The 25,301-nt window shown below is 63.2% G+C and carries 30 protein-coding genes and 2 tRNA genes; 13 read left to right on the top strand and 19 right to left on the bottom strand.

The window, feature by feature from the left end; genetic code table 11:
* Positions 1 to 7 precede the first annotated feature (7 nt).
* Positions 8 to 643 (bottom strand): DUF1326 domain-containing protein, encoded by a 636-nt coding sequence (locus FJ434_RS15775; RefSeq protein WP_140507436.1) that lies wholly within the window; start codon positions 641 to 643, stop codon positions 8 to 10.
* Between the two features lie 345 nt (positions 644 to 988).
* On the opposite strand from FJ434_RS15775, the gene FJ434_RS15770 reads away from it, so the two are divergent.
* The 5 genes from FJ434_RS15770 to FJ434_RS15750 all read left to right on the top strand — a co-directional run bounded on the left by FJ434_RS15770 (position 989) and on the right by FJ434_RS15750 (position 5,227).
* Complete coding sequence (locus tag FJ434_RS15770) at positions 989 to 2,176, top strand: cystathionine beta-lyase (protein WP_140749245.1); 1,188 nt, start codon at positions 989 to 991, stop codon at positions 2,174 to 2,176.
* 207 nt (positions 2,177 to 2,383) lie between these two features.
* Complete coding sequence (locus FJ434_RS15765; RefSeq protein WP_140714106.1) at positions 2,384 to 3,463, top strand: HPP family protein; 1,080 nt, start codon at positions 2,384 to 2,386, stop codon at positions 3,461 to 3,463.
* Between the two features lie 126 nt (positions 3,464 to 3,589).
* On the top strand, positions 3,590 to 4,276 hold the full coding sequence (locus FJ434_RS15760) for an RNA polymerase sigma factor (RefSeq protein ID WP_181165963.1): 687 nt from the start codon (positions 3,590 to 3,592) through the stop codon (positions 4,274 to 4,276).
* Positions 4,277 to 4,382: 106 nt separating this feature from the next.
* Positions 4,383 to 4,907 (top strand): DUF4142 domain-containing protein, encoded by a 525-nt coding sequence (locus FJ434_RS15755; RefSeq protein ID WP_027144478.1) that lies wholly within the window; start codon positions 4,383 to 4,385, stop codon positions 4,905 to 4,907.
* Positions 4,904 to 5,227, top strand: coding sequence for a cupredoxin family copper-binding protein (locus FJ434_RS15750; protein ID WP_181165964.1), 324 nt, complete (start codon positions 4,904 to 4,906; stop codon positions 5,225 to 5,227). Before FJ434_RS15755 ends, FJ434_RS15750 begins: the two co-directional genes overlap by 4 nt.
* A 21-nt stretch (positions 5,228 to 5,248) precedes the next feature.
* On the opposite strand, the gene FJ434_RS15745 is transcribed toward FJ434_RS15750, so the two are convergent.
* From FJ434_RS15745 to FJ434_RS15725, 5 genes are all read right to left on the bottom strand, one after another.
* Entirely contained in the window at positions 5,249 to 6,475 is a 1,227-nt protein-coding gene (locus tag FJ434_RS15745; protein WP_140749248.1) for an anion transporter, read from the bottom strand.
* Positions 6,476 to 6,626: 151 nt separating this feature from the next.
* Positions 6,627 to 7,589 (bottom strand): glycosyltransferase family 4 protein, encoded by a 963-nt coding sequence (locus tag FJ434_RS15740; RefSeq protein WP_140507444.1) that lies wholly within the window; start codon positions 7,587 to 7,589, stop codon positions 6,627 to 6,629.
* Between the two features lie 211 nt (positions 7,590 to 7,800).
* Positions 7,801 to 8,589: a GGDEF domain-containing protein gene (locus FJ434_RS15735; protein WP_140507446.1), complete on the bottom strand. Its 789-nt coding sequence runs from the start codon at positions 8,587 to 8,589 to the stop codon at positions 7,801 to 7,803.
* A 200-nt stretch (positions 8,590 to 8,789) separates the two neighbouring features.
* The gene (locus FJ434_RS15730; RefSeq protein ID WP_140507507.1) at positions 8,790 to 9,011 is read right to left on the bottom strand and encodes a hypothetical protein; all 222 of its coding nucleotides are present in this window, start codon (positions 9,009 to 9,011) and stop codon (positions 8,790 to 8,792) included.
* A 594-nt stretch (positions 9,012 to 9,605) separates the two neighbouring features.
* Positions 9,606 to 10,478, bottom strand: a complete 873-nt coding sequence (locus tag FJ434_RS15725; protein ID WP_140507448.1) for a ferritin-like domain-containing protein — start codon at positions 10,476 to 10,478, stop codon at positions 9,606 to 9,608.
* Between the two features lie 80 nt (positions 10,479 to 10,558).
* On the opposite strand from FJ434_RS15725, the gene FJ434_RS15720 reads away from it, so the two are divergent.
* Positions 10,559 to 10,867: a hypothetical protein gene (locus tag FJ434_RS15720; RefSeq protein ID WP_140749251.1), complete on the top strand. Its 309-nt coding sequence runs from the start codon at positions 10,559 to 10,561 to the stop codon at positions 10,865 to 10,867.
* Positions 10,868 to 10,877: 10 nt separating this feature from the next.
* On the opposite strand, the gene FJ434_RS15715 is transcribed toward FJ434_RS15720, so the two are convergent.
* Both FJ434_RS15715 and FJ434_RS15710 read right to left on the bottom strand, forming a co-directional pair.
* Positions 10,878 to 10,954, bottom strand: a tRNA-Arg gene (locus tag FJ434_RS15715).
* Between the two features lie 47 nt (positions 10,955 to 11,001).
* Positions 11,002 to 11,307, bottom strand: coding sequence for an ETC complex I subunit (locus FJ434_RS15710; protein WP_015318428.1), 306 nt, complete (start codon positions 11,305 to 11,307; stop codon positions 11,002 to 11,004).
* Between the two features lie 124 nt (positions 11,308 to 11,431).
* On the opposite strand from FJ434_RS15710, the gene FJ434_RS15705 reads away from it, so the two are divergent.
* A tRNA-Pro gene (locus FJ434_RS15705) sits at positions 11,432 to 11,508 on the top strand.
* A 121-nt stretch (positions 11,509 to 11,629) separates the two neighbouring features.
* Positions 11,630 to 11,911, top strand: a complete 282-nt coding sequence (locus FJ434_RS15700; protein WP_140507452.1) for a hypothetical protein — start codon at positions 11,630 to 11,632, stop codon at positions 11,909 to 11,911.
* Positions 11,912 to 11,941: 30 nt separating this feature from the next.
* Here the strand turns inward: FJ434_RS15700 and FJ434_RS15695 are convergent, their stop codons facing one another.
* The 5 genes from FJ434_RS15695 to FJ434_RS15675 form a co-directional block, all read right to left on the bottom strand.
* Positions 11,942 to 12,325 (bottom strand): type II toxin-antitoxin system VapC family toxin, encoded by a 384-nt coding sequence (locus FJ434_RS15695; RefSeq protein ID WP_140749254.1) that lies wholly within the window; start codon positions 12,323 to 12,325, stop codon positions 11,942 to 11,944.
* Positions 12,322 to 12,579 carry a type II toxin-antitoxin system prevent-host-death family antitoxin gene (locus FJ434_RS15690; RefSeq protein WP_140507456.1) on the bottom strand — a complete coding sequence of 86 codons (258 nt, stop codon included), beginning with the start codon at positions 12,577 to 12,579 and terminating at the stop codon, positions 12,322 to 12,324. The genes FJ434_RS15695 and FJ434_RS15690 overlap by 4 nt, the downstream gene beginning before the upstream one ends.
* Positions 12,580 to 12,907: 328 nt before the next feature.
* Positions 12,908 to 13,612, bottom strand: coding sequence for a DnaA regulatory inactivator HdaA (gene hdaA / locus FJ434_RS15685; RefSeq protein ID WP_140749429.1), 705 nt, complete (start codon positions 13,610 to 13,612; stop codon positions 12,908 to 12,910).
* Between the two features lies 1 nt (position 13,613).
* A complete protein-coding gene (locus FJ434_RS15680; protein WP_246672735.1) occupies positions 13,614 to 14,894 on the bottom strand; it encodes an AI-2E family transporter in 1,281 nt (426 codons plus the stop codon).
* Positions 14,869 to 15,423, bottom strand: a complete 555-nt coding sequence (locus FJ434_RS15675) for a CDP-alcohol phosphatidyltransferase family protein (RefSeq protein WP_140714092.1) — start codon at positions 15,421 to 15,423, stop codon at positions 14,869 to 14,871. The genes FJ434_RS15680 and FJ434_RS15675 overlap by 26 nt, the downstream gene beginning before the upstream one ends.
* 209 nt (positions 15,424 to 15,632) lie before the next feature.
* Here FJ434_RS15675 and purM point away from each other — a divergent pair, with 209 nt between their 5' ends.
* From purM to FJ434_RS15660, 3 genes are read left to right on the top strand one after another with little or no spacing between them, the layout of a single operon-like run.
* Positions 15,633 to 16,742 carry a phosphoribosylformylglycinamidine cyclo-ligase gene (gene purM / locus FJ434_RS15670; protein ID WP_140749257.1) on the top strand — a complete coding sequence of 370 codons (1,110 nt, stop codon included), beginning with the start codon at positions 15,633 to 15,635 and terminating at the stop codon, positions 16,740 to 16,742.
* The gene (gene purN / locus FJ434_RS15665) at positions 16,739 to 17,452 is read left to right on the top strand and encodes a phosphoribosylglycinamide formyltransferase (protein ID WP_140749260.1); all 714 of its coding nucleotides are present in this window, start codon (positions 16,739 to 16,741) and stop codon (positions 17,450 to 17,452) included. Before purM ends, purN begins: the two co-directional genes overlap by 4 nt.
* A gap of 15 nt (positions 17,453 to 17,467) precedes the next feature.
* Positions 17,468 to 17,977: a histidine phosphatase family protein gene (locus tag FJ434_RS15660; protein WP_140714088.1), complete on the top strand. Its 510-nt coding sequence runs from the start codon at positions 17,468 to 17,470 to the stop codon at positions 17,975 to 17,977.
* Positions 17,978 to 18,014: 37 nt separating this feature from the next.
* On the opposite strand, the gene FJ434_RS15655 is transcribed toward FJ434_RS15660, so the two are convergent.
* Complete coding sequence (locus FJ434_RS15655; RefSeq protein WP_140714086.1) at positions 18,015 to 18,257, bottom strand: DUF680 domain-containing protein; 243 nt, start codon at positions 18,255 to 18,257, stop codon at positions 18,015 to 18,017.
* 221 nt (positions 18,258 to 18,478) lie between these two features.
* Positions 18,479 to 18,712, bottom strand: a complete 234-nt coding sequence (locus FJ434_RS15650) for a DUF680 domain-containing protein (RefSeq protein ID WP_140749263.1) — start codon at positions 18,710 to 18,712, stop codon at positions 18,479 to 18,481.
* A 622-nt stretch (positions 18,713 to 19,334) separates the two neighbouring features.
* On the opposite strand from FJ434_RS15650, the gene FJ434_RS15645 reads away from it, so the two are divergent.
* Together FJ434_RS15645 and FJ434_RS15640 are read left to right on the top strand one after the other, a co-directional pair.
* Positions 19,335 to 20,012, top strand: a complete 678-nt coding sequence (locus FJ434_RS15645) for a response regulator (RefSeq protein WP_140749266.1) — start codon at positions 19,335 to 19,337, stop codon at positions 20,010 to 20,012.
* 12 nt (positions 20,013 to 20,024) lie between these two features.
* Positions 20,025 to 21,377, top strand: a complete 1,353-nt coding sequence (locus FJ434_RS15640; protein ID WP_140507470.1) for a sensor histidine kinase — start codon at positions 20,025 to 20,027, stop codon at positions 21,375 to 21,377.
* Positions 21,378 to 21,422: 45 nt separating this feature from the next.
* Here the strand turns inward: FJ434_RS15640 and FJ434_RS15635 are convergent, their stop codons facing one another.
* From FJ434_RS15635 to dapB, 4 genes are all read right to left on the bottom strand, one after another.
* Positions 21,423 to 22,301 (bottom strand): ABC transporter permease, encoded by an 879-nt coding sequence (locus FJ434_RS15635; protein WP_015318444.1) that lies wholly within the window; start codon positions 22,299 to 22,301, stop codon positions 21,423 to 21,425.
* Between the two features lie 14 nt (positions 22,302 to 22,315).
* Entirely contained in the window at positions 22,316 to 23,170 is an 855-nt protein-coding gene (locus FJ434_RS15630) for an ABC transporter ATP-binding protein (protein ID WP_140749269.1), read from the bottom strand.
* A gap of 160 nt (positions 23,171 to 23,330) precedes the next feature.
* Positions 23,331 to 24,344, bottom strand: a complete 1,014-nt coding sequence (locus FJ434_RS15625) for an ABC transporter substrate-binding protein (protein WP_140714077.1) — start codon at positions 24,342 to 24,344, stop codon at positions 23,331 to 23,333.
* A gap of 175 nt (positions 24,345 to 24,519) precedes the next feature.
* The gene (gene dapB, locus FJ434_RS15620; protein WP_140749273.1) at positions 24,520 to 25,299 is read right to left on the bottom strand and encodes a 4-hydroxy-tetrahydrodipicolinate reductase; all 780 of its coding nucleotides are present in this window, start codon (positions 25,297 to 25,299) and stop codon (positions 24,520 to 24,522) included.
* Positions 25,300 to 25,301 lie beyond the last annotated feature (2 nt).

Below are 25,301 nucleotides of genomic sequence, written 5' to 3'. Positions count from 1 at the left end.
CATCAGGTCAATGCACGATGCCGCTCTGCGTAAGATGCAGATTGGCGAAATGGCTGTGCGTGTCGGCCACCTCGAACTTGATCGGGCCCGTTGCCTTGGTCCAGCCGCGCCCGACCTCGGCAATCGCGTATTCGAAGCCGCGCGGCAGGTCGATGCGCGCCCGGTGCTCGGCGCCGGTGACCGGGTTCTTGATCGGTTCACCATGGCCGTCGGTTACGCCGTTGACATGCAGCCGCCCGGTTCGCGCGTCGACGTCGACCTTGAAATCGATCGCGGCGAAGATCGGATCGTGGAATTTCTCCAGCGTGGTCGAGAAGACCTGGAATATCGTCGCGCCCGGTTCAGTGTCCTGACCGCCCAGTATTCGAAGCAGGGCATTACGCTGGGCCTCGCTGGCCCGCTCGTCGATAACCACCGCGGCCTCGCCCCTGCCCTGGTGGATCGCGCCGGGCCAGCTGAAAATGCCGACGAAGCGCAACCCGTCGAGCTTGGTGTCGCCGTGATGGCCGGTCTCGATCTCCATGCCGGCGACGGCCTGGCAGAATCCATATGTCGGCATGGCGTTGAACTGGCACGGGCAGCCATAGGCGCAATTGCAGTTGATGAATTCGCGCGCCTTCATTGTCCACTTGGTGTCAGGCATGGCATTCCTCCCCTTGCCGCACTCTCGATGAGCGCGATATCCGGATCGGGACCAGGAGGTTACCGGCAAGAACCATCCGGCAGCTGATCGAAGCATCCGGCGATTGATATTAGCAGTTTAGCATATACTTTTCACGGCCGGCTACAATAGGTTCACCAGCTGACGACCAAGCTTCCGACAAGGCACGGTCGCACGTGTGGCCGGTCCGATTCAGGAGCAGGCCCTGGCTGTCTTCCGGACCCGGGAATTGGCATATTCGAAGTCCATTCCTGGCGGACAGTGGGCTGTTGCACGGCCCACGACGCCGCACTATGGCTAGCGCCTTGTCAAACAAGGCGACCAAGAATGGCGAATGACGGCAGCGAGCAGGGTTCCGGCAAGGTGGGCATCAACACGCGGCTTGCCCATTCGGGCAACAACCCGCACGACTATTTCGGCTTCGTCAATCCGCCGGTGGTGCATGCCTCGACCGTGCTGTACCCCAATGCCGCCGCGATGGCCGCACGCAGCCAGAAATACACTTACGGCACGCGCGGCACACCGACGACCGATGCCCTTGCACTGGCGATCGATGCGCTGGAAGGGTCCGCCGGCACCATCGTGGTGCCATCGGGCCTGGCGGCGGTGACCATTCCGCTGCTCGCCTTCGTATCGGCGGGCGACCATCTGCTGATCGTCGATTCCGTCTATCACCCCACGAGAAACTTCGCCGACACGATGCTGAAGCGGTTGGGCGTCGAGGTCGAGTATTATGCTCCCAATGTCGGCGCCGGCATCGCGGCGTTGATCAAGCCGAACACCAAAGTGGTGTTCACCGAATCGCCGGCCTCCAATACGTTCGAGGTGCAGGATATCCCGGCAATCGCCAAGGCGGCGCATGCGGCCGGCGCCATCGTGATGATGGACAACACCTGGGCGACGCCGCTCTATTTCCGGCCGCTCGACCATGGCATCGACATCTCGATCCACGCGGCGACGAAATATCCTGCCGGACATTCGGACGTGCTGCTCGGCACGGTCTCGGCCACTGAGGCCTGTTGGACGCAGCTCTACGAGAGCTTTTGCACGCTTGGCTGCTGTGCGGGCCCCGACGATGTCTATCAGGTGCTGCGCGGCCTGCGCACAATGGGCGTGCGCCTCGAGCATCATCAGCGCAGCGCACTCGCCATCGCGTCGTGGCTCGAAGGCCAGAAGGGCGTGGCGCGCGTGCTCCACCCTGCCCTGCCCAGCCATCCGGACCACGCCCTATGGAAACGCGACTTCTGCGGTTCGAGCGGCATCTTTTCCATCGTGCTTGCCGGCGGCGGCCAGAAGGAGCAGCACGCTTTCCTGGACGCGCTGCAGATCTTCGGTCTCGGCTACTCCTGGGGCGGCTATGAGAGCCTCGCTGTGCCGGTCTGGCTTGGCGACCGCGTCGTTGCGAAAGGCCCTTACGAAGGTCCGTTGATCCGCCTGCAGATCGGTCTCGAGGATGTCGACGACTTGAAAGCCGACATCCTGCGCGGACTTACGGCGGCGGCACGCACGGGCTGACGTCAAACAGACTCGGCAAAGGGTCGCAAGCCCTTGGCGCTGATGACAAAGCGGGAGCCGCAGTCAGCACTCCGGCGAAAGCCGGCGCGCAATATTATTCTCCTGCGCCGTGACTTTACGGATTTGTTTGACTTTCAAATCGGCGAATTCGGCTGCATTGCGTGCCGCACGCATCCTCGACAGATCCATTCCTCGCAAAGTTTCTCGATGGCCTTTCGTCTTTTTGTCCCCATCCTCGCCGGCGCGACGCTGCGTGAACGCATCCTGGCGTGTATCGGCGCCACGATCGGCATCGCGCTGACCGGCGTGATCAGCGGGCTGGCGATGGGCGGCGGCCCGCATGTGGCCCTGCTGGTGGCCCCGATGGGCGCATCCGCCGTGCTTCTGTTCGCTGTGCCCGCGAGCCCGTTGGCGCAGCCCTGGTCGATCGTCGGCGGCAACTCCATATCGGCGCTGGTCGGCGTGACCGTCGCGCATTTCATCCATGATCCGGTGATGGCCTCGGGCCTCGCGGTGGCATTGGCCATCGCCGCGATGTCGTTCACGCGCTGCCTGCATCCGCCAGGCGGCGCCGCCGCGCTGACGGCGGTGCTCGGTGGGCCGGCCGTGATCAGCGCGGGCTTCCTGTTCCCGTTCGTGCCGGTCGCCTTGAATTCGACCATCCTGGTGGCGCTGGGTTTCCTTTTCCACAAGCTGGCGCGGCGCAACTACCCGCATGTCGTGGCACCGGCCGCCAACAGCCACGGTACCGCCGATCTCCCGGCTCAGCAGCGCGCCGGTTTCCGGCCCGAGGACATCGACGCGGCGCTGACGGCGCTCGACGAGACCTTCGATATCGACCGCGACGACCTCGAACGGCTGCTTCGACAGGTCGAATTGCAGGCCATGGTGCGGTCGCACCGGACGCTGCTGTGCAAGGACATCATGTCGCGCGACGTGGTTTCGGTGCCCGAACAGGCCATCGCCGACGAGGCACGCCGGCAACTGCTTGATCACAATATCCGCACCTTGCCGGTGGTTGATGCCGAAGCAAGGCTGGTTGGCGCCGTCGGCCTACGCGAGCTGACGAAAGCCGTCGACACGGTGAAGAGCGTGATGGCAAAAGCCGGCACCGCCTCGCCCGAGACGCCGGCGATGAGCCTGCTTCCGGCGCTGACCGACGGCCGCAGCCATGCCGTGGTGATCGTCGACGGCGAGCGGCGCATTCTCGGCCTGATCACGCAGACCGACCTGCTGGCGGCCGTCGCACGCGTGCAGACAGCAGACAAAGGATTGGCGGCGGCCTAGAATAGCGAGCCCGGATCCCGCTGATCCGGGAACCTTTTGCCGGCAGGCGCATCCAATGTGCAGTCAAGCGCATGTTTGAAGAGGCGCCTGTTCGAAGAGGCGCGTGTTCTGGGAGATCCGGTCGCGATGAGCAAGCTCGCAACGCCCGCCACGGCACCCATGGTTGCCGAAAGCCTTTCAGGCGACATGCTGCTCGTCCACAAGGCGCAGGCGCGCGAGCCGAATGCTTTTCGCGCCATCATGAAAATACACAACCAGAGGCTCTACCGCATCGCGCGCGGCATTCTGCGCAACGACGCCGAAGCCGAGGATGTCGTCCAGGAGGCCTATGTCCGCGCCTTCGCCAGCCTGGCGGCTTTTCGCGGCGAATCCACGCTCGCCACCTGGCTGTCGCGCATCGTCATCAACGAAGCGCTTGGCCGCCTGCGCAAGAAGCGTCGCACAGCGGATATGCCTGACAATCCGGAAGCGCAAATCATCCGGTTTCCTCTCAATTCCAACGATGATCCGGAGCGCGCGATGGCGCAGCGGCAGATTCTCGCACTTGTCGAACGAGCGACCGACAACTTGCCCGACATTTACCGCATGGTCTTCGTCGCCCGCATCATCGAGGGCCTGAGCATGGAAGAAACCGCCGATTTGCTTGGCGTCCGGCCGGAGACCGTCAAGACGAGGCTGCACCGTGCCCGTGTCCTGCTACGCAAGGCGCTGGACGATGAAATCGGCCCTGTGCTGCTCGATGCCTTCCCGTTCGCCGGGCGGCGCTGCGAGCGACTGACCCGGGCGGTGATGGAACGGCTGGGCTTCGAATGATGCGGTCCTGATTTCCGGGAACGTTTCTCTCCGCCCCGCATCCAATGAGCGTCAACTGAAAGATTTGAGCCCGGCGCCTCTTCGCGGCCGGGCCAAGGAGGATGCCATGTTCACCCGATATACCGTTGCCCTTGCCGCCCTGCTTCTCGTCGGCGCTGCCCCGGTCTCGCAAGCCGCCGACAAGCCGACCGACCCGCAGATCGCCCATATCGCCTATACGGCAGGCGTCCTCGACATCGAGGCGGCCAAGCAGGCGATCAAGACATCGAAGAACAAGGAGGTCGTCGATTTCGCCAAGGACATGGAGCGCGACCACGAAGCGGTGAACAAGCAGGCGCTCGACCTCGTCAAGAAGCTCAAGGTGAAGCCCGAGGACAACGCCACCAGCCAGGCGCTGACGAAGGCTGCGAAAGAGGAACGCGCCAAGCTCGCCAAGCTGAAAGGCGCGGCCTTCGACAAGGCCTATATCGAAAACGAGGTCGCTTATCACAAGCAGGTCGATGGCGCGCTCGAAACCCTGCTCATTCCCTCGGCCAGCAATGCCGAGCTGAAGAGCCTGCTCGAGACCGGCCTCAAGATCTTCCAGGGCCACGAGCAGCATGCCGAACACGTCGCCGGCATGCTGAAATGAAAGCGGGCGCCTTGGATCATCTGGCGTGGCTGGCAATGCTGGCGCTGACCTTTGCGGCGGCGCCGGCGGCGGCCGCAACCATCCAGGTGACGATCGACAGGCTCGTCTATTCGCCGGCAAGCCTCCAGGCCAAAGTCGGCGACACGATCGAATGGGTGAACAAGGACGTGGTCGCCCACACGGCTACCGTGAAGGGTGGCTGGGACGTGATGATGCCGCCGAAATCCAAGGGACAAGTGACCCTCAAGACAGCGGGCGCGGTGGATTATTTCTGCCGCTTCCATCCGAACATGAGGGGCCATCTCGATGTGGCGCCCTGACCGGTCCAGCCGCAGGACCGGTCAGGACATCATAGCCAGCCAGGCAGTGCCGAACGCGAGCGTGATCAGCGTCAGCGGCAGCCCGACCTTGAAGAAGGCACCGAAAGACAACGGTGTGCCTGCCGACTTGGATTGTTCGGCGACGATCAGGTTGGCGACCGAGCCGAGCAAGGTGAAGTTGCCGGCCAGCGTCGAACTCATGGCCACCACCAGCCAGGCGCGCTCGGGGTTCTCCAGGCCGGGGATAAATGGCCTGAGCGCCAGCACGGCCGGAACATTGCTCATGATGTTGGACAACACCGCGGTGAAACCCGACAGCCTCCAGACATCGTCGAGCCCGATGTTCTTGGCCGAGGCGATCATGTCTGATGTCAGCAGCGTCTTTTCCGCGCCCGCAACCACCACGAACAGACCCGCGAACATGAACAGCAGCGGTCCGTCGATCTCGCGGTAGATGCGCGATGGCTTGATGGCGCGGGTGAGCAGCAGAATGGCGCCGCCAATGAGCGCCGCCTTGGCTACGGGAACACCGGCGAAGAAGGCGATCGCCAATCCGATGCAGACGACCACCGCTTTGAGCACCTGGCCGCGATGCATGCGGCCGCGCGAGATGTGTGGCGTCAGTTCGCCGTTGCGGGTGAATTCGGCGCGATAGACGATGCGCACAATGACGATGACGGCGACAAGGCCAAACAAGGCCACCGGCGCGAGCGCCGCCGAAAAGGCCGGATAGGAAATGCCAGATAGCGCGCCGATGACCATGTTCTGCGGATTGCCGGTGATGGTGGCGACGCTGCCGCAGTTCGAAGCGGTGGCGGTAGCGATCAGATAGGGGATGGGGTTGCGGTTGATGACGCGGGTGACGTGAACGACGATCGGCGCCATGACCAGGCAGATGGCGTCGTTGACCAGGAAGGCCGACAGCACGCCGGTCAGGAGCGTCACCATCACCAGGAGCATGAACGGCGCATGCGCGTGCTCGATGGCGATTGCGCCGAGACCGCGAAAGGTGCCCGACACCTTCAGATGCGCCACCACGATCATCATGCCGAGCAGAAGCGTGATGGTATCGAAATTGATGGCGCGATAGGCGTCTTCCATGCTGAGCGCGCCGATGGCGATCATCGCCGCGCCGCCAAGCAGCGCAATGCCTGCCCGGTCAAGCCTTAGGCCAGGTATGCGGCCGATGGCGACTCCGGCATAGGTGAGGACCAGGATCAGCAGTGCCGCGGCGCCCGTCAACGTCATCGGTAAGAAGCCCTGCTTGATCTGTCCGCGCACCGATGCCGGCCGCCCGCGATTCACGTGATGCCAGCTTTAGCGCGATGTCGGGATTGATGCCAAACGGCTACGTGGACTATTGGCGGAGAATATCTGAAGGCCGATGGCGCGGGTGCCGCTAGCGTCGGTAGAAATCCAGCCGCTGTTGCAACGCCTGGGGTGAAAACAGCTGCTCGACTGTCTGCCGCGCCTTGCGGCCGACCGTCGCCCGCAGGCCCGGGTCGGCTTTGAGATCCGCCAGGATCCGCGCCGCCTGTTGCGTCGTTTCAAACAGGAAGCCGTTTTCGCCATGCCTGATGTGGTCGGCGTAGCCGCCATTCGCATGGCAAACCACGGGCAAACCGCAGGCCATCGCCTCGAACACCACACGGCCGAACGTCTCCACATGGGAGCCGGAGCGATAATAGAACACGTCGAGCGTCGGCAGGAACTGTTCTGCGACAAATTCACCCTGCGGCAGGAGTTCGAGTTGCGGATGCGGCGCAAGCCTGTCCTTGAGTGGCATGCCGCCCTGAATCCGCACCGCGATGCCATCGCCAAGCAACGCCTCATAGAGCGCCACATCGTCGGCGTGATGCTTGTCCGCCGTGTCGCGGCTCAGCCGCCCCACGGTGAACGGACCGTTTGGCTTTGCCGGCAGTGGCGAGAAGCGCTCGATCTCGATCGGCGAGGCATGGACGACGCCTTCGACCTCCAGCATGCGCCTCTGAAAGTCGGAGATCAGCACCAGTTCGGCAGCGGGCCAACCCAGCAGGCGCGGCCTGCGTGTCGTCAGAGCGATGATCTTGGGATGAAAGGTGTTGAAGACATAGATCAGCCGGTGCGGCCGCGGGACCAGATAAGGCCACATCTTGTTGCGCCAATGCGCGCCAAGAAAGACATAGGTGCCGCCATCCGGCACATTGCGTGTTGCCGGTGAGACGCGGCGTATCGGAAATTCCCGCATCAGGTCTTCGGATAGGCGCGACGAGGTTGCCCAGAGGCGCACCTGCGAGCCGGCGCTCAACAGCCGATACAACTCCAGGGTTTCGCGCTCACTGCCGCCAAACGGGTTCTGAAAGCCGTTGAATAAATGGATCATGATCGCGGTGCTTACTGGCTTCTATCCCGGCGCGTTTCGCCATTCATTGCCTGCACCCAAGGGTCGTGCCGTACCCGCGAACCGCACGATCGAGGGACTTAAGAGGCAGGACTATTTCCGGCGATACTTCCTACATTGCTTGCCCGGAGGAAGCACACAGACAAGCAAGCGTCAAGGAAGCGGCCGGTGCGAGCTCACTGCGAGGCCGCAGTCAGTGGACGGTAGCGATGCTGGGCAGAGACACCAGGGAGGCTTCCGCCGGATCGAAGCTGACCTGATCGCGCCCGTTCGACTTGGCGGCATAAAGCCGTCTGTCGGCGGCGGAGAATATTGCCTCGTAGGTGGTCGGCCCGCTGAAGCTGGTGCCGCCGATGCTGACCGAAAGCGGGCAGGAGCGGCCGCCCGGGGAAAAGTCCATTTCGCGTATCCGTCGGCGGATGCCTTCGGCAACCAGCCAGGATTGCGAGGGCTCGACACCGGGAAGGAATACGCCGAACTCCTCGCCGCCGATCCGGCCGACGATATCGCCGCCACGCAGCTGGCCCTTGATCGCCTGCGCGATCAGTTTGAGCGCCTGGTCGCCGCAATCATGGCCGAGGCGGTCGTTGATCGACTTGAAGTGGTCGGCATCGATGATCAGCAGCGCGCCGGAACGGGTCTCTTCCTGCTTCCTGGTCTGCTCGAGATAGGCCTCGACCAGCATCGAGAAGGCGCCGCGGTTCAGCACCGCCGTCAGACTGTCCGTCGCGGCGATGACGCTGAGGTCGCGCTGGGCTATCGCCAGCTGGCGGATCTTCCACATCAGGAAAAACAGAAACGAGCCACCCAGCACCAAGGGCAGCAGTAGGTCGGTCAGCTTCGCGCGCCAGACAGATTCGGGCGAAAGATAGGGGAAATTGAACGAATCGACGAAAAACGCCACGGCGATAAAGAATGCCGTGCCGGCGCCGGTGACGGCGATCACCCTGCCCCAGCTGGTCGGCGACAGGTCCAGCTTCATCCCTTCCACTCCGTTAGCCGTCCCTACTATGACGTGCCAACGCAAACAAAATGATAAGACTTTCCTTTCAATTGGACATCGGATGACGGGGAGACGAGATCAGATTCCGGGAGCGGGGCACGATCGCCCAATCGCGGCCGTGTCCCGGTCGTGGAAAGCAAATTTACTCTCCGCATTTCGGAGCGGGAGCAATTCCGAAGTCAGCGGGTGGACGCCGGCCCAACCGCCTCGGCGACGAAGGATGCCGCGATCAGGTCGTCGGCATCCAGTTGCAAGGAATCGCCGCCAGCTCCCATGATGGCCGCGACCTTGTGAAAGATTTTCATTTCATGGCCGGAAATTTCGGCATCCTGCATTCGGGCCCTGAGGTCGGCGATACGCCGCCCCAAGGCAGGGGACGTTCCAATCTCACGTTTCGACATAACCTGGTTTCTCCTCCCCCAACCCGTGCTTGTTTTGCCCACCCATTCGCTTGCCCGCACATTGCCCTTTATGAGGCTCCACGAATACAAGCCCCCGAACGCGCAGTTTTGGCCAAGGTTCCAACACGGCGAGATCACGAAATATTCCAGAGCCCTAAGGGCCCGAAACTCCTGTTCCAGCTTCCATCACACGGCGTGGCAGCACTGACAGGCAAGGGTGAAGGTCAAGTGGCGGCGTGAGGTCATGCGGCGTAAGCCATTGAAATAATGGTAATCCCGACAGAATTCGAACCGGTGACCATCGGCTTAGAAGGTCGAAAGAACATGAAGCTTTCTCAGCAGTGTTCCAACTTGCGACACTGTGCAGCATGTGGAGCAGAATAAGAAACTTGGAACTATATGACGAAGCTAGACGCCCTTGGCCTTCGCATAACCGTTCGGTATGGAATTGGCGATCAGGAGAATGACTGTGACGTTATGGCTGCAGTGTTCACATCGTCAGACGGCGGTTGAGCGGCGGCGCGCCATGAGGAAGGCGCGCCCCGAGTGCCGCTCCTGAGCTCGCCTGCGCGATCTGATCCCCTCGTGAACGGCTCAGGTGCTCTTCAGCGTACCGTTCATTCCTTCCGGATAGAAGCCGCCCTTGCTGACGCCGTCCTTGTCGGTGAGATACACAATCCGTAGCACTTCCTGCGGTGTTCTGGTGAACGCGATCGCGTCGGGAGTCGAGGGTACGATGTTGGCTCTGCCATTCACCTGGATGCCCTGGTCCTTGTCTTCCGGCCCGTCGATCTTGTCTCGTGCATCCGAGACAGCGTTGGCGGCCTTCCAGGCCTTCTCTCCCTTCCGGTATAAGGTGGAACGCGCCATTCCCATATGGTAAGCCTCGACCGCCAATATGCCAGCAGCGGCGGCGAGGAATTCCTTGTTCTTCAGAACCGTCGCCGCACCGGCATAGGCGGTGACGCCAACATCCTCGAACAACATGCCGCCGAGAACGAAGTTGGTTTCGTCGCCGAAGGGATCGAAGTCCGGTCCAAGGCCAGCTGCCTCCGCGACAGCCTTGAATCCTGCATCGAAATCGATGGCCGGTCTGTCGACGGCGTTCTTTCCCAGCGTCTTGCGGTAGAACCGAACGTGCGCGAGTTCGTTTTCAGCAACTTCCTGCATGAATTCGCCGATGGCTGGGGTGTCGAACGACACTTTCTTTCCGCCAACGACCTCGCCGGGTTTCGAACCGGCATCGGCGGCGTCAATGCCTTTTCCGGTGGTGCCGCGCAGGTAGTATTCGGCCTCCATGTATTCCAAGTTGAGCGCAAAACGGAAAATGTCTTCGTCCTGCATTTTCTCCTGGGCATAGGCGCGAGAAACTGGCGCCACGCCCGTCGTCGCGGCGAGGCTGGCTCCCAGCCCAAATTGCAATGCCCGCCGACGGGAAAGGTGGAGTGAGGGGATGGCACGTATCATAGCTTTCTCCCAAAAGCCCGCCGGCATCACCTGTTGGCACCCGATCGCGGGCCAACTGCCCCAACTCCGCAATAGGAGGAATGTTCCTGAAGAAGCTCGGACTTTGTAGGCATCGAGGATTGAACAGCCCGTTCGGTGCTATGACCGGCATTCTGAAGCGTGCGTGCGGGTTTCAAAATGGTCCGGCTCGATCCGAGACCAGTGCGCATCGGCCGGCGTGCCTCAAGCGATGGGAGCATGGCGCCCGACCCGGCCCGGCCGCCAGCGATCGAGACCGCATCATGGAAGGCGCGGCGCGCTGCGCCACCCTGACCGACACGCGCTGGACGTTCCATAACAGCGGCTACGCGTCCGAGTTGGAACTTTTCACCCACAGCGGCACTAAGTAACTGAAAACGTTGGCGATCCCGACAGGATTCGAACCTGTGACCATCGGCTTAGAAGGCCGGTGCTCTATCCAGCTGAGCTACGGGACCGTTGGCCGGCCAATGGGCCGGCTGAAATACTTGGCGCTGACCGCCGGTCAATGCGTCCAGGGCGTCCTGCGGTCATAGCGGAAATTCTCCGCATAGGAAATCTGGCGGCGCTTGGTCTCTTTCGGCTCCTCGACGCGGAAGGCAAGCCCTTCCTTTTCGGCGTAGGCGACCGCTTCTTCGCGCGTGTCGAAGGTGAGCCTGATCTGGCTTCTCATGTCTCCCGAGGTGGTGTAGCCCATCAGCGGGTCGATCTTCTTGCGCATCTCGGGATCGAATTCCAGCACCCAATGGCCGGTCTTGGCCTTGCCGGACTGCATCGCGGTTTTGGCTGGGCTGAAAATGCGCGCGGACATGGCCACCTCTTTGTTGTGCGAGGCAGCATCGCCGCCCGTAGGCCGTCATTACTGCGCATTGGCACCGGCGGCAAGGTTTTTGCACTTGCCATGTAACACCGAAATGAATAGGCAACAGACCGTTCGGAGTGTAGCGCAGCCTGGTAGCGCATCTGGTTTGGGACCAGAGGGTCGGGAGTTCGAATCTCTCCACTCCGACCATTTCTCTCTAAAATGCGATGCCGATGGCACCGAAGGGTTTTGCCCTTATTCGCGTTTCACCATTTCAGGCTCGCTTCCCCCGCCATTGCCGGCTTAAGCTGCGGCAAACGGGGGATTTGCGGTGCTTGGGATCGATGCTTGGGTGTCGCTGTTCGGGCCGGCCTATTTTGCCTATGCGGGCGTGACGGTTCCGTTCATGGTGACGTGGGCGATCGCCTGCGCGGCCTTGGCGATGTGGAACAATCGCGAGAGCCGCAGACAGGCCAGGCTGGCCCCGGGCATAGCCGCCTCCCATTCCTGGCCCGCCAGCATCGGGATGTTCGTGCTGGTCGCGGCCTGTTACATCGCCGCGCATTCCGCCGTCTATGTGGTGGTCCGGCATTTCGTCAGACTATGGCTGTGACCGCAAGCTCACCGGCTGACGGCGCCACGTTCAGAGCACACCCTCGATATCGGTTTTCGAAAAATCGGCCCCGACATACAACAGCCGGCAAGCGTGCTCCTTCGCCACTTCATAGGAGAAGCAATCGCCGAAATTGAGCGCGGCCGGATGGATGCCCTTCCCCCATTGCGCATAAGCCTCCGCGATTCGCCTGGCTGACGCCGGCGTCACCGCAACAATCTCGAAGCCAAGCCCATCAATCAGGCTGGATAGCTCGGCAGCGATGCCACGATGGGCGGCTACGATCAGCGCCTCGGCGACGGTGCCGGCGGAAATCAGGAGGTCATCTTCGGCTTCGATCGCGGCGATGCAAGCGGCGGCCCGAGGCTCATCAAGTACGATCGCCATAAGTGCAGAGGTATCGACCGCGATCACTCGGGCATGCCGTCTTCGCCATAAAGGAAATCCTGGCTACGGGCGGCGGATGGCCCCGCCTTCGCCTTGGCCGCCCCGGCAGTGCGCGCGGCTTCCAGAAGCGCCCGGCGAGCTCCCTTTTCGGGCATTGCCTTGATGGGAACCAGCCGCACGGCCGCATGACCGTGGCGGGTCAGAATAACCTCGTCGCCCGCCTCCGCGCGGCGCACCAGTTCGGTCAGCTGTCCCTTGGCGTCGGTGACGGATACCTGCATCGATCACTCCGCACGGACCATTCTGTGGTCCAAATCTTTCAACGGAAAAATAGACCATCGAATGGTCCATTTCAAGAGTTTCGACGATGCGACTGGTCAGTGTCGTTGGGTAAATGTCCGCTGCGGCGGCACCCGCTCGATACATTCTTAAAGGCAAGCTCGCCGGGCGAGAACCCCAACCGCCTCATCCCGGCGAGCCTACAACCTGATTTGGAACGCAATCAGGACCGGGGTTAGCCGGCAACCTCGCGCTGCAAGACCGGTGCCAATCTTGTGTGCCAAAACGGGACCGAGGTGGAGACGGAGAATCGCTGGAGCCCTGAAGCCATCAAATCTCGAACTCACCCTGCCCCTCGTCCATGGCGCTCACGGTCTCGGCGGCCAGTGCCCTTGTGATCGGCATCTTGCGCTCCAGCGCGGTGCGATCCAGGCGCTCCACCACACGCATCGCGGTTGCCAGCGAACGCTCGATGCGCCGCACCAGATACTGCACGACATGCGGCTCGACCTCGACCTGCCGGTCGGCGAACAGCTTGGTGATGACGCCGGCGAGCAAGAGATCGTCAGGCTCGTGGATCTCGACGGTCGCCGCCGCCTTCAGCCGCGAGGCAAGATCGGGCAGCTTGACGCCCCAGGCCGACGGAAAGCGCCGCGCCGTCAGAAGCAGTGTCGAGCCAGCACCGCGCACGGTATTGATCAAATGGAACAGGCCTTGCTCATCGACCGCGCCGCTATCGACATCGTCGATCAGCGCCGGCCGCGCACCGAGATTGGCGATGCTGTCACCCATGCGCCTGGCGTCGACGGCCACCGCGTTGGCGCGAGCACGCCAGATCGAGGCCAGATGCGTTTTGCCCGAACCAGCGGGGCCTGCCAGCACCACCACTGGTGCTTGCCAATTCGGCCAGCGGTCGACCAGTGCGGCCGCCTGATTGTTGGTGCCGGAGACGACCAGCTCGTCGCGCGAGTAACCGGTGCCGTGGCCGAGATTGAGCGGCAGTTGGCGCGGCGGATCGGTTCGCTGGGCAGTCACGTCAACGACGCGGTTGTGTGCGATGGCCGCCACCGCGATCGGCCGGCAACGTCGGCGCGGGTGCCGTCGCGTGGCCCTTGTAGAGCGGCGATTCCAGATAGCGGGCGATGGCAAACCGCACCAGAACGGCAACCGCCGCGGATGCAGGAACAGCAATCAACAGGCCGACAAAACCGAACAGCGCGCCGAAGGCGAACAGCGCGAACATGAGCCACACCGGATGCAAGCCGACACTTTTGCCAACCAGCCTGGGCTGCAGGATGTTGCCTTCGACGAACTGGCCGATAAAGAAGACCACGGCAACGGCGACAATCATCGTCCAGTCCGGCCAGAACTGGACGAAGGCAACGCCGACGGCCAGCACCAGCCCGGTCAATGAGCCGACATAGGGGATGAAGGAGATCAGCCCGGCGAACAGGCCGATGAGGATGGCGAAGTTCAGCCCCGTCAGCGTCAGGCCGGTGGCATACATGGCGGCCAGCACCAGGCAGAGCGTGCCCTGGCCACGCACGAAGCCAGCGGTGGCGGTGTTGATGTCGCGTGCGATGGCGCGGACCGTCGCCACGTTGTCGCGCGGCACCCAGCTGTCGATGACCGCCACCATGCGATCCCAGTCGAGCAGCATGTAGAAGGCAACCACGGGCGTCACCACGAACAGGCTGACCACCGAGACCAGCGCCACGCCCGAACTCCAGATCGAAGTGAAAACCGTGGTGAGCAGGCCGAAACCGGAGGTCAGCAGCGAGTTCAACCCGTCGCGCAGGCCATTGGCGTTGACGCCGAATTTCTGTTCCAGCCACTTCGGATCAAAGGAGGTGATCAAGCTCTGCAGCCGCGTCAGGTACTCCGGCAGCTTGCCGGCGAAATCGGCCATCTGCGTCGCCAGCACCGGAATCAGGATAACGAAGGCCAGCACCAGCACGATGAGGAAGGTGATGAGGATGACCACGGTCGCCATGAAGCGGCTGAGGCCGAGCCGTTGCAGCCGGTCGGCGACCGGATCAAGGAAATAGGCAAGCACCATGCCGGCGACGAAGGGCAGCAGGATGGCGCTGAAGACATAAAGAAAAAGCGCCAGGATCGCGGCACCCGCCAGCCAGAAGAAGATCTGGCGGCGGAACGTGGCCGACGCCTCGGCCTCAGCCGCCGTCTCGCCGGCCGGCACTACGACGACCGTCTGGTCGTCCACGGCTTTGCCCCGCGCCACCGCTTTGGGGGCGGCCGGCTTGCGGGCAGCCTTGCCGTCGATGGGCTTGTCAGCCTGATTTACCGCCTTCGCCATAGCCGTTCATATGCCTCAGCCAAGCCACGAGATAGGCCGCGGCCGAAGCCACGGTCAAGACCCAGGACAGCAATATGAGGGTGGGCCGCAGAGGGTCGAGGTGCCCGGCAAAGGCGAGTTCGCCCAGCACAACCGCCGCCAGCGCGATCTGTATGGCGGTATTGGCCTTCGACACCAGAAACGGCTTTATCTCGACGGGATGCCCGATCACCGTGGACAACAGGACAGCGCACACGATCAGCGCGTCGCGCGACACCATGGTGACGACCAGCCACAGCGGCAATTGCCCGATGAAGCCCATGACGACGAACACCGAAACCAAAAGCAGCTTGTCGGCGATCGGATCGAGATAGGCGCCGAACCTGGACTGCTGGTTGAAGCGGCGCGCGATGAAACCGTCGACACCGTCGGAAAGGCCGGCAACGACGAAGCCGGCAAAAGCCCATTCCCAACGTGCCTGCAACATGGCCAGCACCACGGCAGGCACCAGCACAAAGCGCAGGATGGTGATCAGGTTGGGGATGGTCAACGCATTGTCCCGCCGTATTATGCCTCGAGATAGATGAGGGAGATGGAGGGCCGAGGCAAGGGAGAAGCAGGACGGGCCAGCGGCAGACGCAGTGCGCGATGCCCCGGCTATCCACGCTTTTGTCAACCAAACGGCGCCCGGTTCGGCCGTTATCCTTGCGGACCGAAACCGTTCATGCGAAGAGCCCGCAAACGAGCAGGAACATTGCGATGAGCAAGCGCGAAACCGGCCAGCATAAAACGGGCCAGAACAAAACGGCCAAGCGCAGAAACGGGCTCACCTATGCCGAGGCCGGCGTCGACATCGACGCCGGCAATCTCATGGTGGAGAAGATCAAGCCGCTGGTGCGCGCAACGCGCCGGCCAGGCGCGGATGGCGAGATCGGCGGCTTCGGCGGCCTGTTCGATCTCAAGGCCGCCGGTTTCACCGATCCGGTGCTGGTCGCCGCCAATGACGGCGTCGGCACCAAGCTCAAGATCGCCATCGATGCCGGCAAGCACGACACGATCGGCATCGACCTCGTCGCCATGTGCGTCAACGACATCGTCGTGCAGGGCGCGGAGCCGCTGTTCTTCCTCGACTATTTCGCCACCGGCAAACTCGATCCCGAACAGGGTGCCGCGATCGTCGGCGGCATCGCGCAGGGTTGCCGCCAGGCCGGCTGCGCGCTGATCGGCGGCGAGACCGCCGAAATGCCCGGCATGTATCACGGCAAGGACTATGACCTTGCCGGCTTTGCGGTGGGCGCGGCCGAACGCGGGCAGCTTTTGCCCACGGACGACATCGTCGAAGGCGACGTGCTGCTCGGCCTTGCCTCCTCCGGCCTCCATTCCAACGGGTTTTCCCTGGTGCGCCGCATCGTTGCCGCAAGCGGCCTGGCGTGGAGCGATCCGGCGCCGTTCAACGACGAGGCGACGCTGGCCGAGGCGCTGCTCGAGCCGACCCGCATCTACGTGAAATCGCTCCTCAAGGCGATCCGCAACACGCACGGCATCAAGGCGCTGGCGCACATCACCGGCGGTGGCTTCCCGGAAAACATCCCGCGCGTGCTGCCCAAGGATTTCTCGGCCGAGCTCGACCTCGAAGCCATCGACGTGCCGCCGGTGTTCTCCTGGCTGGCCAAGACCGGCGGCGTGGCGCCGGAAGAGATGATGCGCACCTTCAACTGCGGCATCGGCATGATTTTGGCTGTCGCTTCGGGTCAGGCGGCGCAGGTTGCGGCCGTCCTGCAGGAAGCCGGCGAGACCGTGACGCCGATCGGCCGCATCGTGCCGCGCCGCGACGCCGGCGTCATCTATCGGGGCTTGATCGGCCTATGAGCGCGCGGAGGAAACGCACAGTCGTGCTGATTTCGGGGCGCGGCTCCAACATGACCGCGCTGATCGCGGCGGCCAGCGACTCGTCCTTCCCTGCCGAGATCGCAGGCGTCATCTCCGATAAGGCTGACGCCGCCGGCCTCGTCATCGCCAGGGCACGCGGCATCGCCACACAGGTCATTTCGCGCGCCGACCACGGCAGCAAGCAAGCGCATGACGCGGCGATCGACGCGGCACTCGCGGCCTTCAATGCCGACATCGTGGCGCTGGCGGGCTATATGCGCATCCTGACCCCCGGCTTTGTCCAGAAATGGCAGGGCCGCATGATCAACATCCACCCTGCCCTGCTGCCGGCCTTCAAAGGGCTCGATACCCATGCCCGCGCGCTGGCCGCCGGTATCCGCATCCATGGCTGCACGGTGCATTTCGTGACATCCGAGATGGATGACGGCCCCATTATCGCCCAGGCTGCGGTGCCCGTGATGGTCGGCGACAATACCGATACGCTGGCTGCCCGGGTACTGAAGGCCGAACATCGGCTCTATCCGCTGGCGCTTGGACTGGTGGCCGAAGGCAAGGCGCGCATGGAGGAGGGCCGCGCCGTGCTCGCCCACTTTGCCGACGATGCCGACAACGGCACCTCGGTGGTGATGGCACCCGACCCGCTGCGCGAGGAGGCCGATCTCGAGCAGCTGGCGCGGATCACGCCTTAAGCCGAGGACACGGCGATGAAACAGCTGCTCCTCCTACGCCATGCCAAATCGAGCTGGGATGATCCTGATCTCGATGATTTCGACCGGCCGCTCGCGGAACGTGGGTTGAAGGCAGCCCGATTGATCGGTCGCGAGCTTGCCGCGCGCGACTGGCTGCCGGACCTTGCATTGGTGTCACCGGCGCTGCGCACCCGCGATACGTGGCGGCTGGTGGCGGCGGAACTGCCGGCGCAGCCTCGGGTCGCGTTTGCCCAGGCGCTTTACGATGCTCCAGCGGCGGATATTCTGAGCCAGGTACGCAAAGCAGACCCGTCGAGCGGCTGCCTGCTGGTTCTCGGCCACAATCCAGGCCTGGAGGATCTGGCAAAACAGCTTGCCGGATCGGGATCGGAGGCGAAAGCGCGCAAGAGGCTCGAGCAAAAGTTTCCGACAGCAGCCCTCGCGCGCTTCGTCTTTGAACACGATTGGTCTGCCCTGTCGGCCGCCCGGCTGACGCACTGTCTGCGGCCGAAGGATCTGAGCTAGACGGGTGCGGCAGATCAGACCTGCCGCACCCCTGACATCAGTTGCCCCATATGCCCTGGCCGGGCTCCGGCCAGTCGATGCCGGGCTTGATCTTGGTGTCGGCAGCCTTGTGCCTGGTCATATTCGTGTTGTCGTCGACGGCGCCGGTGGCGGCGTGGTCCACGCCGGCGACCGGGGCGACCGGCTGGCTGGCATTGTCCGAGCCATAATGGTCGCTGCCGGCGAGTGCACCTCCGGTTGCGACGAGCATAGCGGCGGCAGCGAGAGCAAGTCTGTTCATTTCAATCTCCAGGTTCATTCGTTGGGCGGCGTCTTGGGAGGACGGTTCCGCTGAGGACAAGACCGGAAGCAGCCTGGTTTTATTCCTGACCGTGGAATGTTTTTTGCCGACTGCGAAGATCGGCTGATACGGCCAATGCCCAGGGCTCATCCAAAAAAACAAGAGCGGCGGGCCAGGCCCACCGCTCTTTGACGTCGAGTTAGTCGAGGCCCAGCGCGGGATCAGCGGCCCCAGTTGCCCTGGCCGGGATCCGGCTGATTAGAGTCGGGCGTCAGTTTGAAACCGCGGTGTTCGACCGGCTTGCGGATCGAAGCCGTATAGCTGTGGTCGATCCTATCCGCAGGCACGGTGACAGCCGGCTGATTGACGTTGTCCGAGCCATAGTGGTCGCTCCCGGCGAAGGCGCTGCCCATGGCAACGAGAATGGCGGCGGCGGTAAGTGCGATCCTGTTCATTTTCTTTACTCCAATAGTTCTGGTCTGTCCGTCAAGTGGCGTGCCTTGGGAGGACTTCGCGTCGCTCGGGCCACCCGGAAGTGGGTTTTTCGTTCGCCGGCTTCCAATCACGAAGATGTTCCTTCACGGCCAGATTCCGGACCTCAAAGGTCAACAACGAATTTGAAAATAAGACGATTTTCATCAGCAATAACAGATTTTTACTGAAGATCTCACGGGGCATTGCATTGTATTCGCCGAGCTCCGATTCGCGCTGCGCTCACGGCTCGTCAACATTAATTGAACCGACTGGTTCGATCCGTGATCAGCACGCGGGCTGCACCCGCTCGATGGTTGTCCGGCATGGCCGGCCCGGTTGGCTCAACCGGCCGCTCTGCCAAAAAACAAGAGCGGCGGGCCAGGCCCACCGCTCTTTGTCGTCACGCGATGCTTGAAGGGATCAGCGGCCCCAGATGCCTTGGCCCGACAAAAATCGGATCCCGACCGCGGCCAAGCCGCATTTGCCTTGCGTTGCGATCGAGACTATCGATCATTTCGGGTCCGATTGCCGAATGGGCCCGCCAATCGAGCCCGAGGCGGCCGTTGAGACCGAAAGTGGGCGGATGCTGGAACGGCAATAGACATGCGATTGCTGCTTGTGGAGGACAATCGCGAACTGGCGGACTGGCTAGGCAAGACCTTGCGCCAGGCGAATTATGTCGTTGACATCGTCCATGACGGCGAGGATGTCGAGCATGCGCTCGCCGCCGGCAACCACGCGCTTGTCATTCTCGATCTTGCGCTGCCTCGCATGGGTGGACTGGAAGTACTGCGTATGCTGCGAACACGCGGCAACCGGGTGCCGGTGATCGTACTGACTGCCAATGCCAGCCTCGATGGCCGAGTCAAAGGCCTCAACGAAGGCGCCGACGACTATCTGCCGAAGCCCTTTCAGATCGAGGAACTCGAAGCACGCATCCGCGTCCAACTGCGCCGCGCCAATGACCGGACGGCACCGGTCGTTGCCTGCGGCGACCTCGTCTTCGACACCAACACCAGGCTGTTTTCGCTCGGCGGCGAGACGCTGGCATTGACGCCGCGCGAACATGCCGTGCTCGAGCAGTTGATGATCAAGGCAGGACGCACCGTGAGCAAGGCCGCCTTGTCCGCGGCGATCTATGACTTCGAGACCGACGCCGATCCAAGCGCCATCGAGATCTATGTGCACCGTGTGCGCAAGAAGCTTGAAGGCTCGCGGGTCCAGATCACCACTTTGCGCGGCCTCGGCTATCTCTTGCGCCACGATGATCTGGCGCCATGATGATTTGGCGCTATGAAGACTAACAGCCTGCGCCTGCAATTGCTGGCCTGGGTCGTGCTCCCCCTGGCCGGGCTTGCGACCATCAATCTGTGGACCAGCCAGCGCAACGCTCTGGCGACCGCCGATCTGGTCACCGACCGCATGCTGGTCGGCTCGGCCCGCGCCATCGCCGAGCAGGTCGCCATGGCCGATGGCGTACTCGATGCCACCATCCCGCCGGCGGCGATCGAGATGTTCGATACCGGCGATCGCGACAGCGTCTACTATCGCGTCGAGACCGCCGGAGGACGGTTGCTGACCGGTTACCCCGATTTGCCGCAAGCGCCGCGGCATGCGAGCGTCGAGGCGAGCTATCGCGACCATATGTTGCGGCTCTTGACGCTCAGCCACGCGGTGATCGGCGCCGGCGGCGATTCCCCCATAACGGTCACCGTGGGCATAACGCTCTCCGGGCATGATGCGATGGTGAGGCGGCTGTGGCTCAGCGCCTTCGTCCAGCAACTGGCGCTCGTGGCGATCGCCGGCGTGTTCGTGCTGCTTGGCCTGCGCCGCGGCCTGGCGCCATTGATGAGCCTGCGCGACGCGGTGCGTTCGCCAAGCCGAAGCGACCTCGATCCGGTTGACGTGCCGGGCGCGCAGAGCGAAATCCGGCCTCTGATAGAGGCGCTCAACGCCTACATGGAACGGGTGCGCGCGCAGATGGGAGCGCAGCGCCGTTTCATCGCCAATGCCGCGCATCAATTGCGCACGCCGCTGGCGCTGCTATCGACGCAGGCAAGCTATGCGCTACGCGAAACCGCCACCGATGCGCGCCAGGAAGCGCTGGTGGCGCTGCAGGCCAGCTCCGGCAAGCTGGCGCGGCTGGCCGAACAATTGCTCACCCTGTCGCGTGCCGAGCCTGGCAGCCGGCGGCCACGCGCCGATCGCATCGACCTGACAGAAGCCGCCCGCCATGTACTGGAAACGCAGGCGCCCGCGGCGATCGCCCGCAAGATCGATCTCGGGCTGGAGGAAACAGGGCCGGTTGCAGTCATTGGCGACGGCACCATGCTGCGCGAGATGATCGTCAATCTTGTCGACAACGCGCTGCGTTACTCGACGGCAGGCGCCAGCGTGACGGTGAAGCTGGCGGCCATCGATAGCGAAGCCGTGTTGACGGTAGCCGATGACGGGCCCGGCATCCCTGCCGAAGAGCGGGATCACGTGTTCGAGCGCTTTTATCGCATCGCCGGTTCGACCGAGGAAGGCAGCGGCCTGGGCCTCGCCATCGTGCGCGAGGTTGTCGAGAATGCCGGCGGCCGCGTCACCCTCGGGGATGGCGCGGCCGGCGGTCTGGTGGTCGAGGTCAGGTTGCCCCTGGCCTGAACCGACCCGCGCCCAGCGCGGGCTCGGACTGTCCTCGGAACAAAATCAGGTGCCCTGCTCGTTGAACGGCGCCGGCCGCCACTTGACGACATAGTTCTCGAAGCGGGTGATGATGAATTCCACCACCAGCGCCATAACGGCCAGGATGATCATGGCGGCAAAGACGCCATTGGCGTTGAAGGCGCCCTGCGCGGTCGAGATCAGCAGGCCCATGCCTTGCTTGGCGCCGAGGAATTCGCCGACCACGGCGCCGACCAAGGCAAAGCCGAAGCTGACATGCAGGCTGGCCAGGATCCAGCTCATCGCCGACGGGATAATGACGGTGCGGGTGATCTGGAACGGCGAGGCACCGAGGATCTGGGCGTTGGCGATCATCGCCCTGTCGGCCTCACGAACCCCCTGGAAGGCGTTGGCGAAAACGACGAAGAACACCATCACCACGGCGAGCGCCACTTTCGAGGCCATGCCTAGGCCGAGCGCGATGATGAAGACAGAGCCGAGCACGACGCGCGGCACGGAATTGGCGATCTTGATGTAGATCGAAAAGACATCGGCCAGCAGCCGGTTGCGGCCGAGAATGATGCCGGCGGCGATGCCGCCCAGTGCGCCGATGGCGAAGCCGAGGAAGGTTTCCTCCAGCGTCACATAGATCTGCAGCCAGAGCGGTCCCTGCGAGGTGCCCTCGGTGATCCAGGACCAGATCTGTTCCCAGATGCCCGAGGGGCTGGCGAAGAAGAACGGGTCGATGATGTTATAGTCGGCGCCGAGTTCCCACAGGCCAAGGAACGCAACGAGGATAGCCAGGCGCAGGCCGATGACCAAAGCATGGCGGCGGCGTAGCCGGGCCCTCGCCCGGGCCTCGGCAACGGCAATGGAGGCATCGCGGACGGCGGCATGGGAAGCGGTGGGAGAGATAGCGGTCATGTTGGTGTCTCCTCTCAATGGCCGCTCTGCAAGGTGCGGCTCTGGCCGAGCTGCACTTCTTCGCGCAGGTCGTTCCAGATCACCTTGGCGATCTCGACGAATTTCGGGTCGTAGCGGATGTCGGCCATGACACGCGGACGCGGCAGGTCGATGCGGTAGACGCTCTTGACCGTTCCCGGCCCGGCGGTGAGCACATAGACCTTGTCGGCCAGCGCCACCGCCTCCTCCAGATCGTGGGTGACGAAGACGACGGAGGATTTCTGTTCCGACCACAGGCCGAGCAATTCGTCCTGCATGGCCGTGCGCGTCTGCATGTCAAGTGCACTGAACGGCTCGTCCATAAGCAGAATCTTCGGCTGGTTGATGAAGGTCTGGGCAAGGGCGACGCGCTTGCGCATGCCGCCCGAAAGCTGGTGCGGATAATGTTTTTCGAAGCGGCCGAGGCCGACGCGGGCGATCCAGTCGCGGGCCCGATCATAGGCCTGCGCCTTGGGGATCCCGCGATAAAGCGGACCGGCGGCGACATTGTCGATGACGCTTCGCCAGGGAAAAAGCGCATCGGCCTGGAAGACGAAACCGATGTCGCGGCTGATATCGGTGACCGGTTTGCCCATGACGCGGACATGACCTGTGGTCGGCCGCAGCAGGCTGGTGACGAGGTTGAGCGTCGTCGACTTGCCGCAGCCGGTCGGCCCGACGACGCAGGCGAATTCGCCACGCGCCACCGTCATGGTGAAATCGCGGATCGCCGTCATCATATGGCCGTCGGGCGTGACGAAGCGTAGCGTCACATCATCGATGGCGATCGCGGCATCGGCCGGCGGCGCGGCCTGAGACAACTTCTCAGCCGCCATCGTTTGCACTTGCATGGCATACTCCTGTGGCGATGATGCGAGAATGCCTGCGGCCAAAACTTGTGGTCGCCATCTCTCGACATCGGTAGGCGCGCCGCTGCCAAATCGATTCAGGCCAGCGGCGCAACTTGTTGTTCCTCAAGAGCGAACCGGGTAACCCGCCTCGCCTGCCTGCCTACTTGGCGGCGTCGACGAATTCCGTCGTGAAGGTTTTCGACAGGTCGATCTGCTTGCCCTGCAGGCTCTTGGAGAAGGTCGACAGAACTTTCAGCACCGTCTCCGGGCCATCGGCCGGCATGCGTCCGTCGGGCGTGAACATCGCCTTGCCGCCGGCGAGCCCCTGGATATAGAGATCCTTGTTGCCGGCGTAATAGTCCTTCGGCATCTTGTCGGCGATCTCCTCGGCCGAATGGCCGGCGATGAACTTCATCGTCTTGACGAAGGCATTGGCGAGCTTCTGTGCTTCGTCCTTGTGGCCTTCGACCCAGGAAGACTGGACGTAGAAGGATGCCGCAGGATAGTCGCCGCCCAGCGCTTCCTTGGTCTTTTCGGGCGTGCGCATGTCGACCAGGACTTTGGCCTCGCCGGTCTTGAGCAATTTCGCGATGGTCGGCTCCGTGGTCATGCCGGCCTGAATTTGGTCCTGCTTGACGGCTGCGATGAAGGTATTGCCGGCGCCGACCGGCAGCAGCGTGTAATCACCCGGCTTCAGGCCGCTGCGGACGGCAAGATATTGGGTCAGGAAATCGGTCGACGACCCAAGTCCGGTGACGCCCAGCGTGGCGCCCTTGAAGTCGGCCGGCGACTTGATCTCCGGGTGCTTGGCGGAGACCAGTTCGACCTCGCCAGGGGCCTGGCTGAACTGGACGATCGACTGGATGTATTTGCCCTTTGACTGTAGGTCGACAGTGTGGTCGTAAAAGCCGACAACGCCCTGCACGGCGCCGGCCAGCAATTCATTCTCGGCCTCGACGCCGGCTCGCGAGTTGATCAGTTCGACGTCGAGCCCCTCATCCTTGAAGTAGCCGAGCTGCTGGGTGAGCACGGCCGGCAGGTAAATCTGCTTTTCCATGCCTCCGACGATGATGGTGATCTTGTCCGCGGCGGACGCCGCGGTCGCGCCCGTGCCGACAATGGCGAGCGTCAGCGCCGCCGAACGCAAGATGCACTTCGAGATCAAACCGGTCATGTAACTTCCTCCACCTGGGCGGTGCGCCATCCAGGCTGCGCCGCATTCCTCCTGCCGGCCACTCCCGCACCGGTCACGCGGCGAACGCCGCAATGAATCAATTGCATGCCCAAGCTTTCAGCCGGCTTTCAGCCACTTTAGCAACCGGGGAATGAAAATAGCCAGGATTTGCCGGTTACGATGCGCCAAAACCCAATACGTCGCGCATGTCGTACTCGCCGGGAGCGCGGCCCGCCACCCAGAGTGCCGCGGCGATGGCGCCACGCGCGAACATGATGCGGTCGCCAGCCGCATGCGACACGGTGACGGTTTCGCCCTCGGCGCAGAAGCTGACGCTGTGCTCGCCGATGATGCCGCCGCCGCGCGCCACCGCGAAGCCGATCTCGCCCGCCGGCCGCGTGCCGGTGACGCCATCGCGGACGCGCCTGGCAACCGCGTCCAGTTCGACGCCGCGTCCGCCGGCAACGGCTTGCCCCAGCATCAGCGCCGTGCCCGATGGCGCGTCGACCTTATGGCGATGATGCGCCTCGAAAATCTCGGCATCCCAGTCTTGCGGGCCAAGTGCCCGCGCGGCCTGCCCGACCAATCCGACCAGCATGTTGAGCCCGAGCGAGAAGCTTCCGGACCGCACAATTGCGACGGTTTTCGCGGCGGCGGCGATGGTGGCCATCTCGGCGGCATCGAAACCCGTCGAGCCAATCACCAAGGCTGGCCCGCCACGTTGCGCACAGAAACTGGCCAGATCGGCGGAGGCGGCCGGCGCGGTGAAGTCGATGACCACGTCGGCCATGGCAAGTGCCTCGTCGCGGCTCACCAGCCCATCACCGACACTGCCTGGGCGGTGAAAGCGGGCGGCAAGCGCCAGGCGCGCATCGGCCCGCACCGCATCCGCCATCTGGCGTCCCATGCGGCCGAGCGCGCCTGATATGGCGATCCTGATCGGCGGCTGCGCCATCG

The organism is Mesorhizobium sp. B2-5-13 (assembly GCF_006440535.1).
Lineage (GTDB): Bacteria > Pseudomonadota > Alphaproteobacteria > Rhizobiales > Rhizobiaceae > Mesorhizobium > Mesorhizobium salmacidum.
Note: the sequence above shows the minus strand (reverse complement) of the source record. Positions and strands in the feature narration are given on the sequence as shown.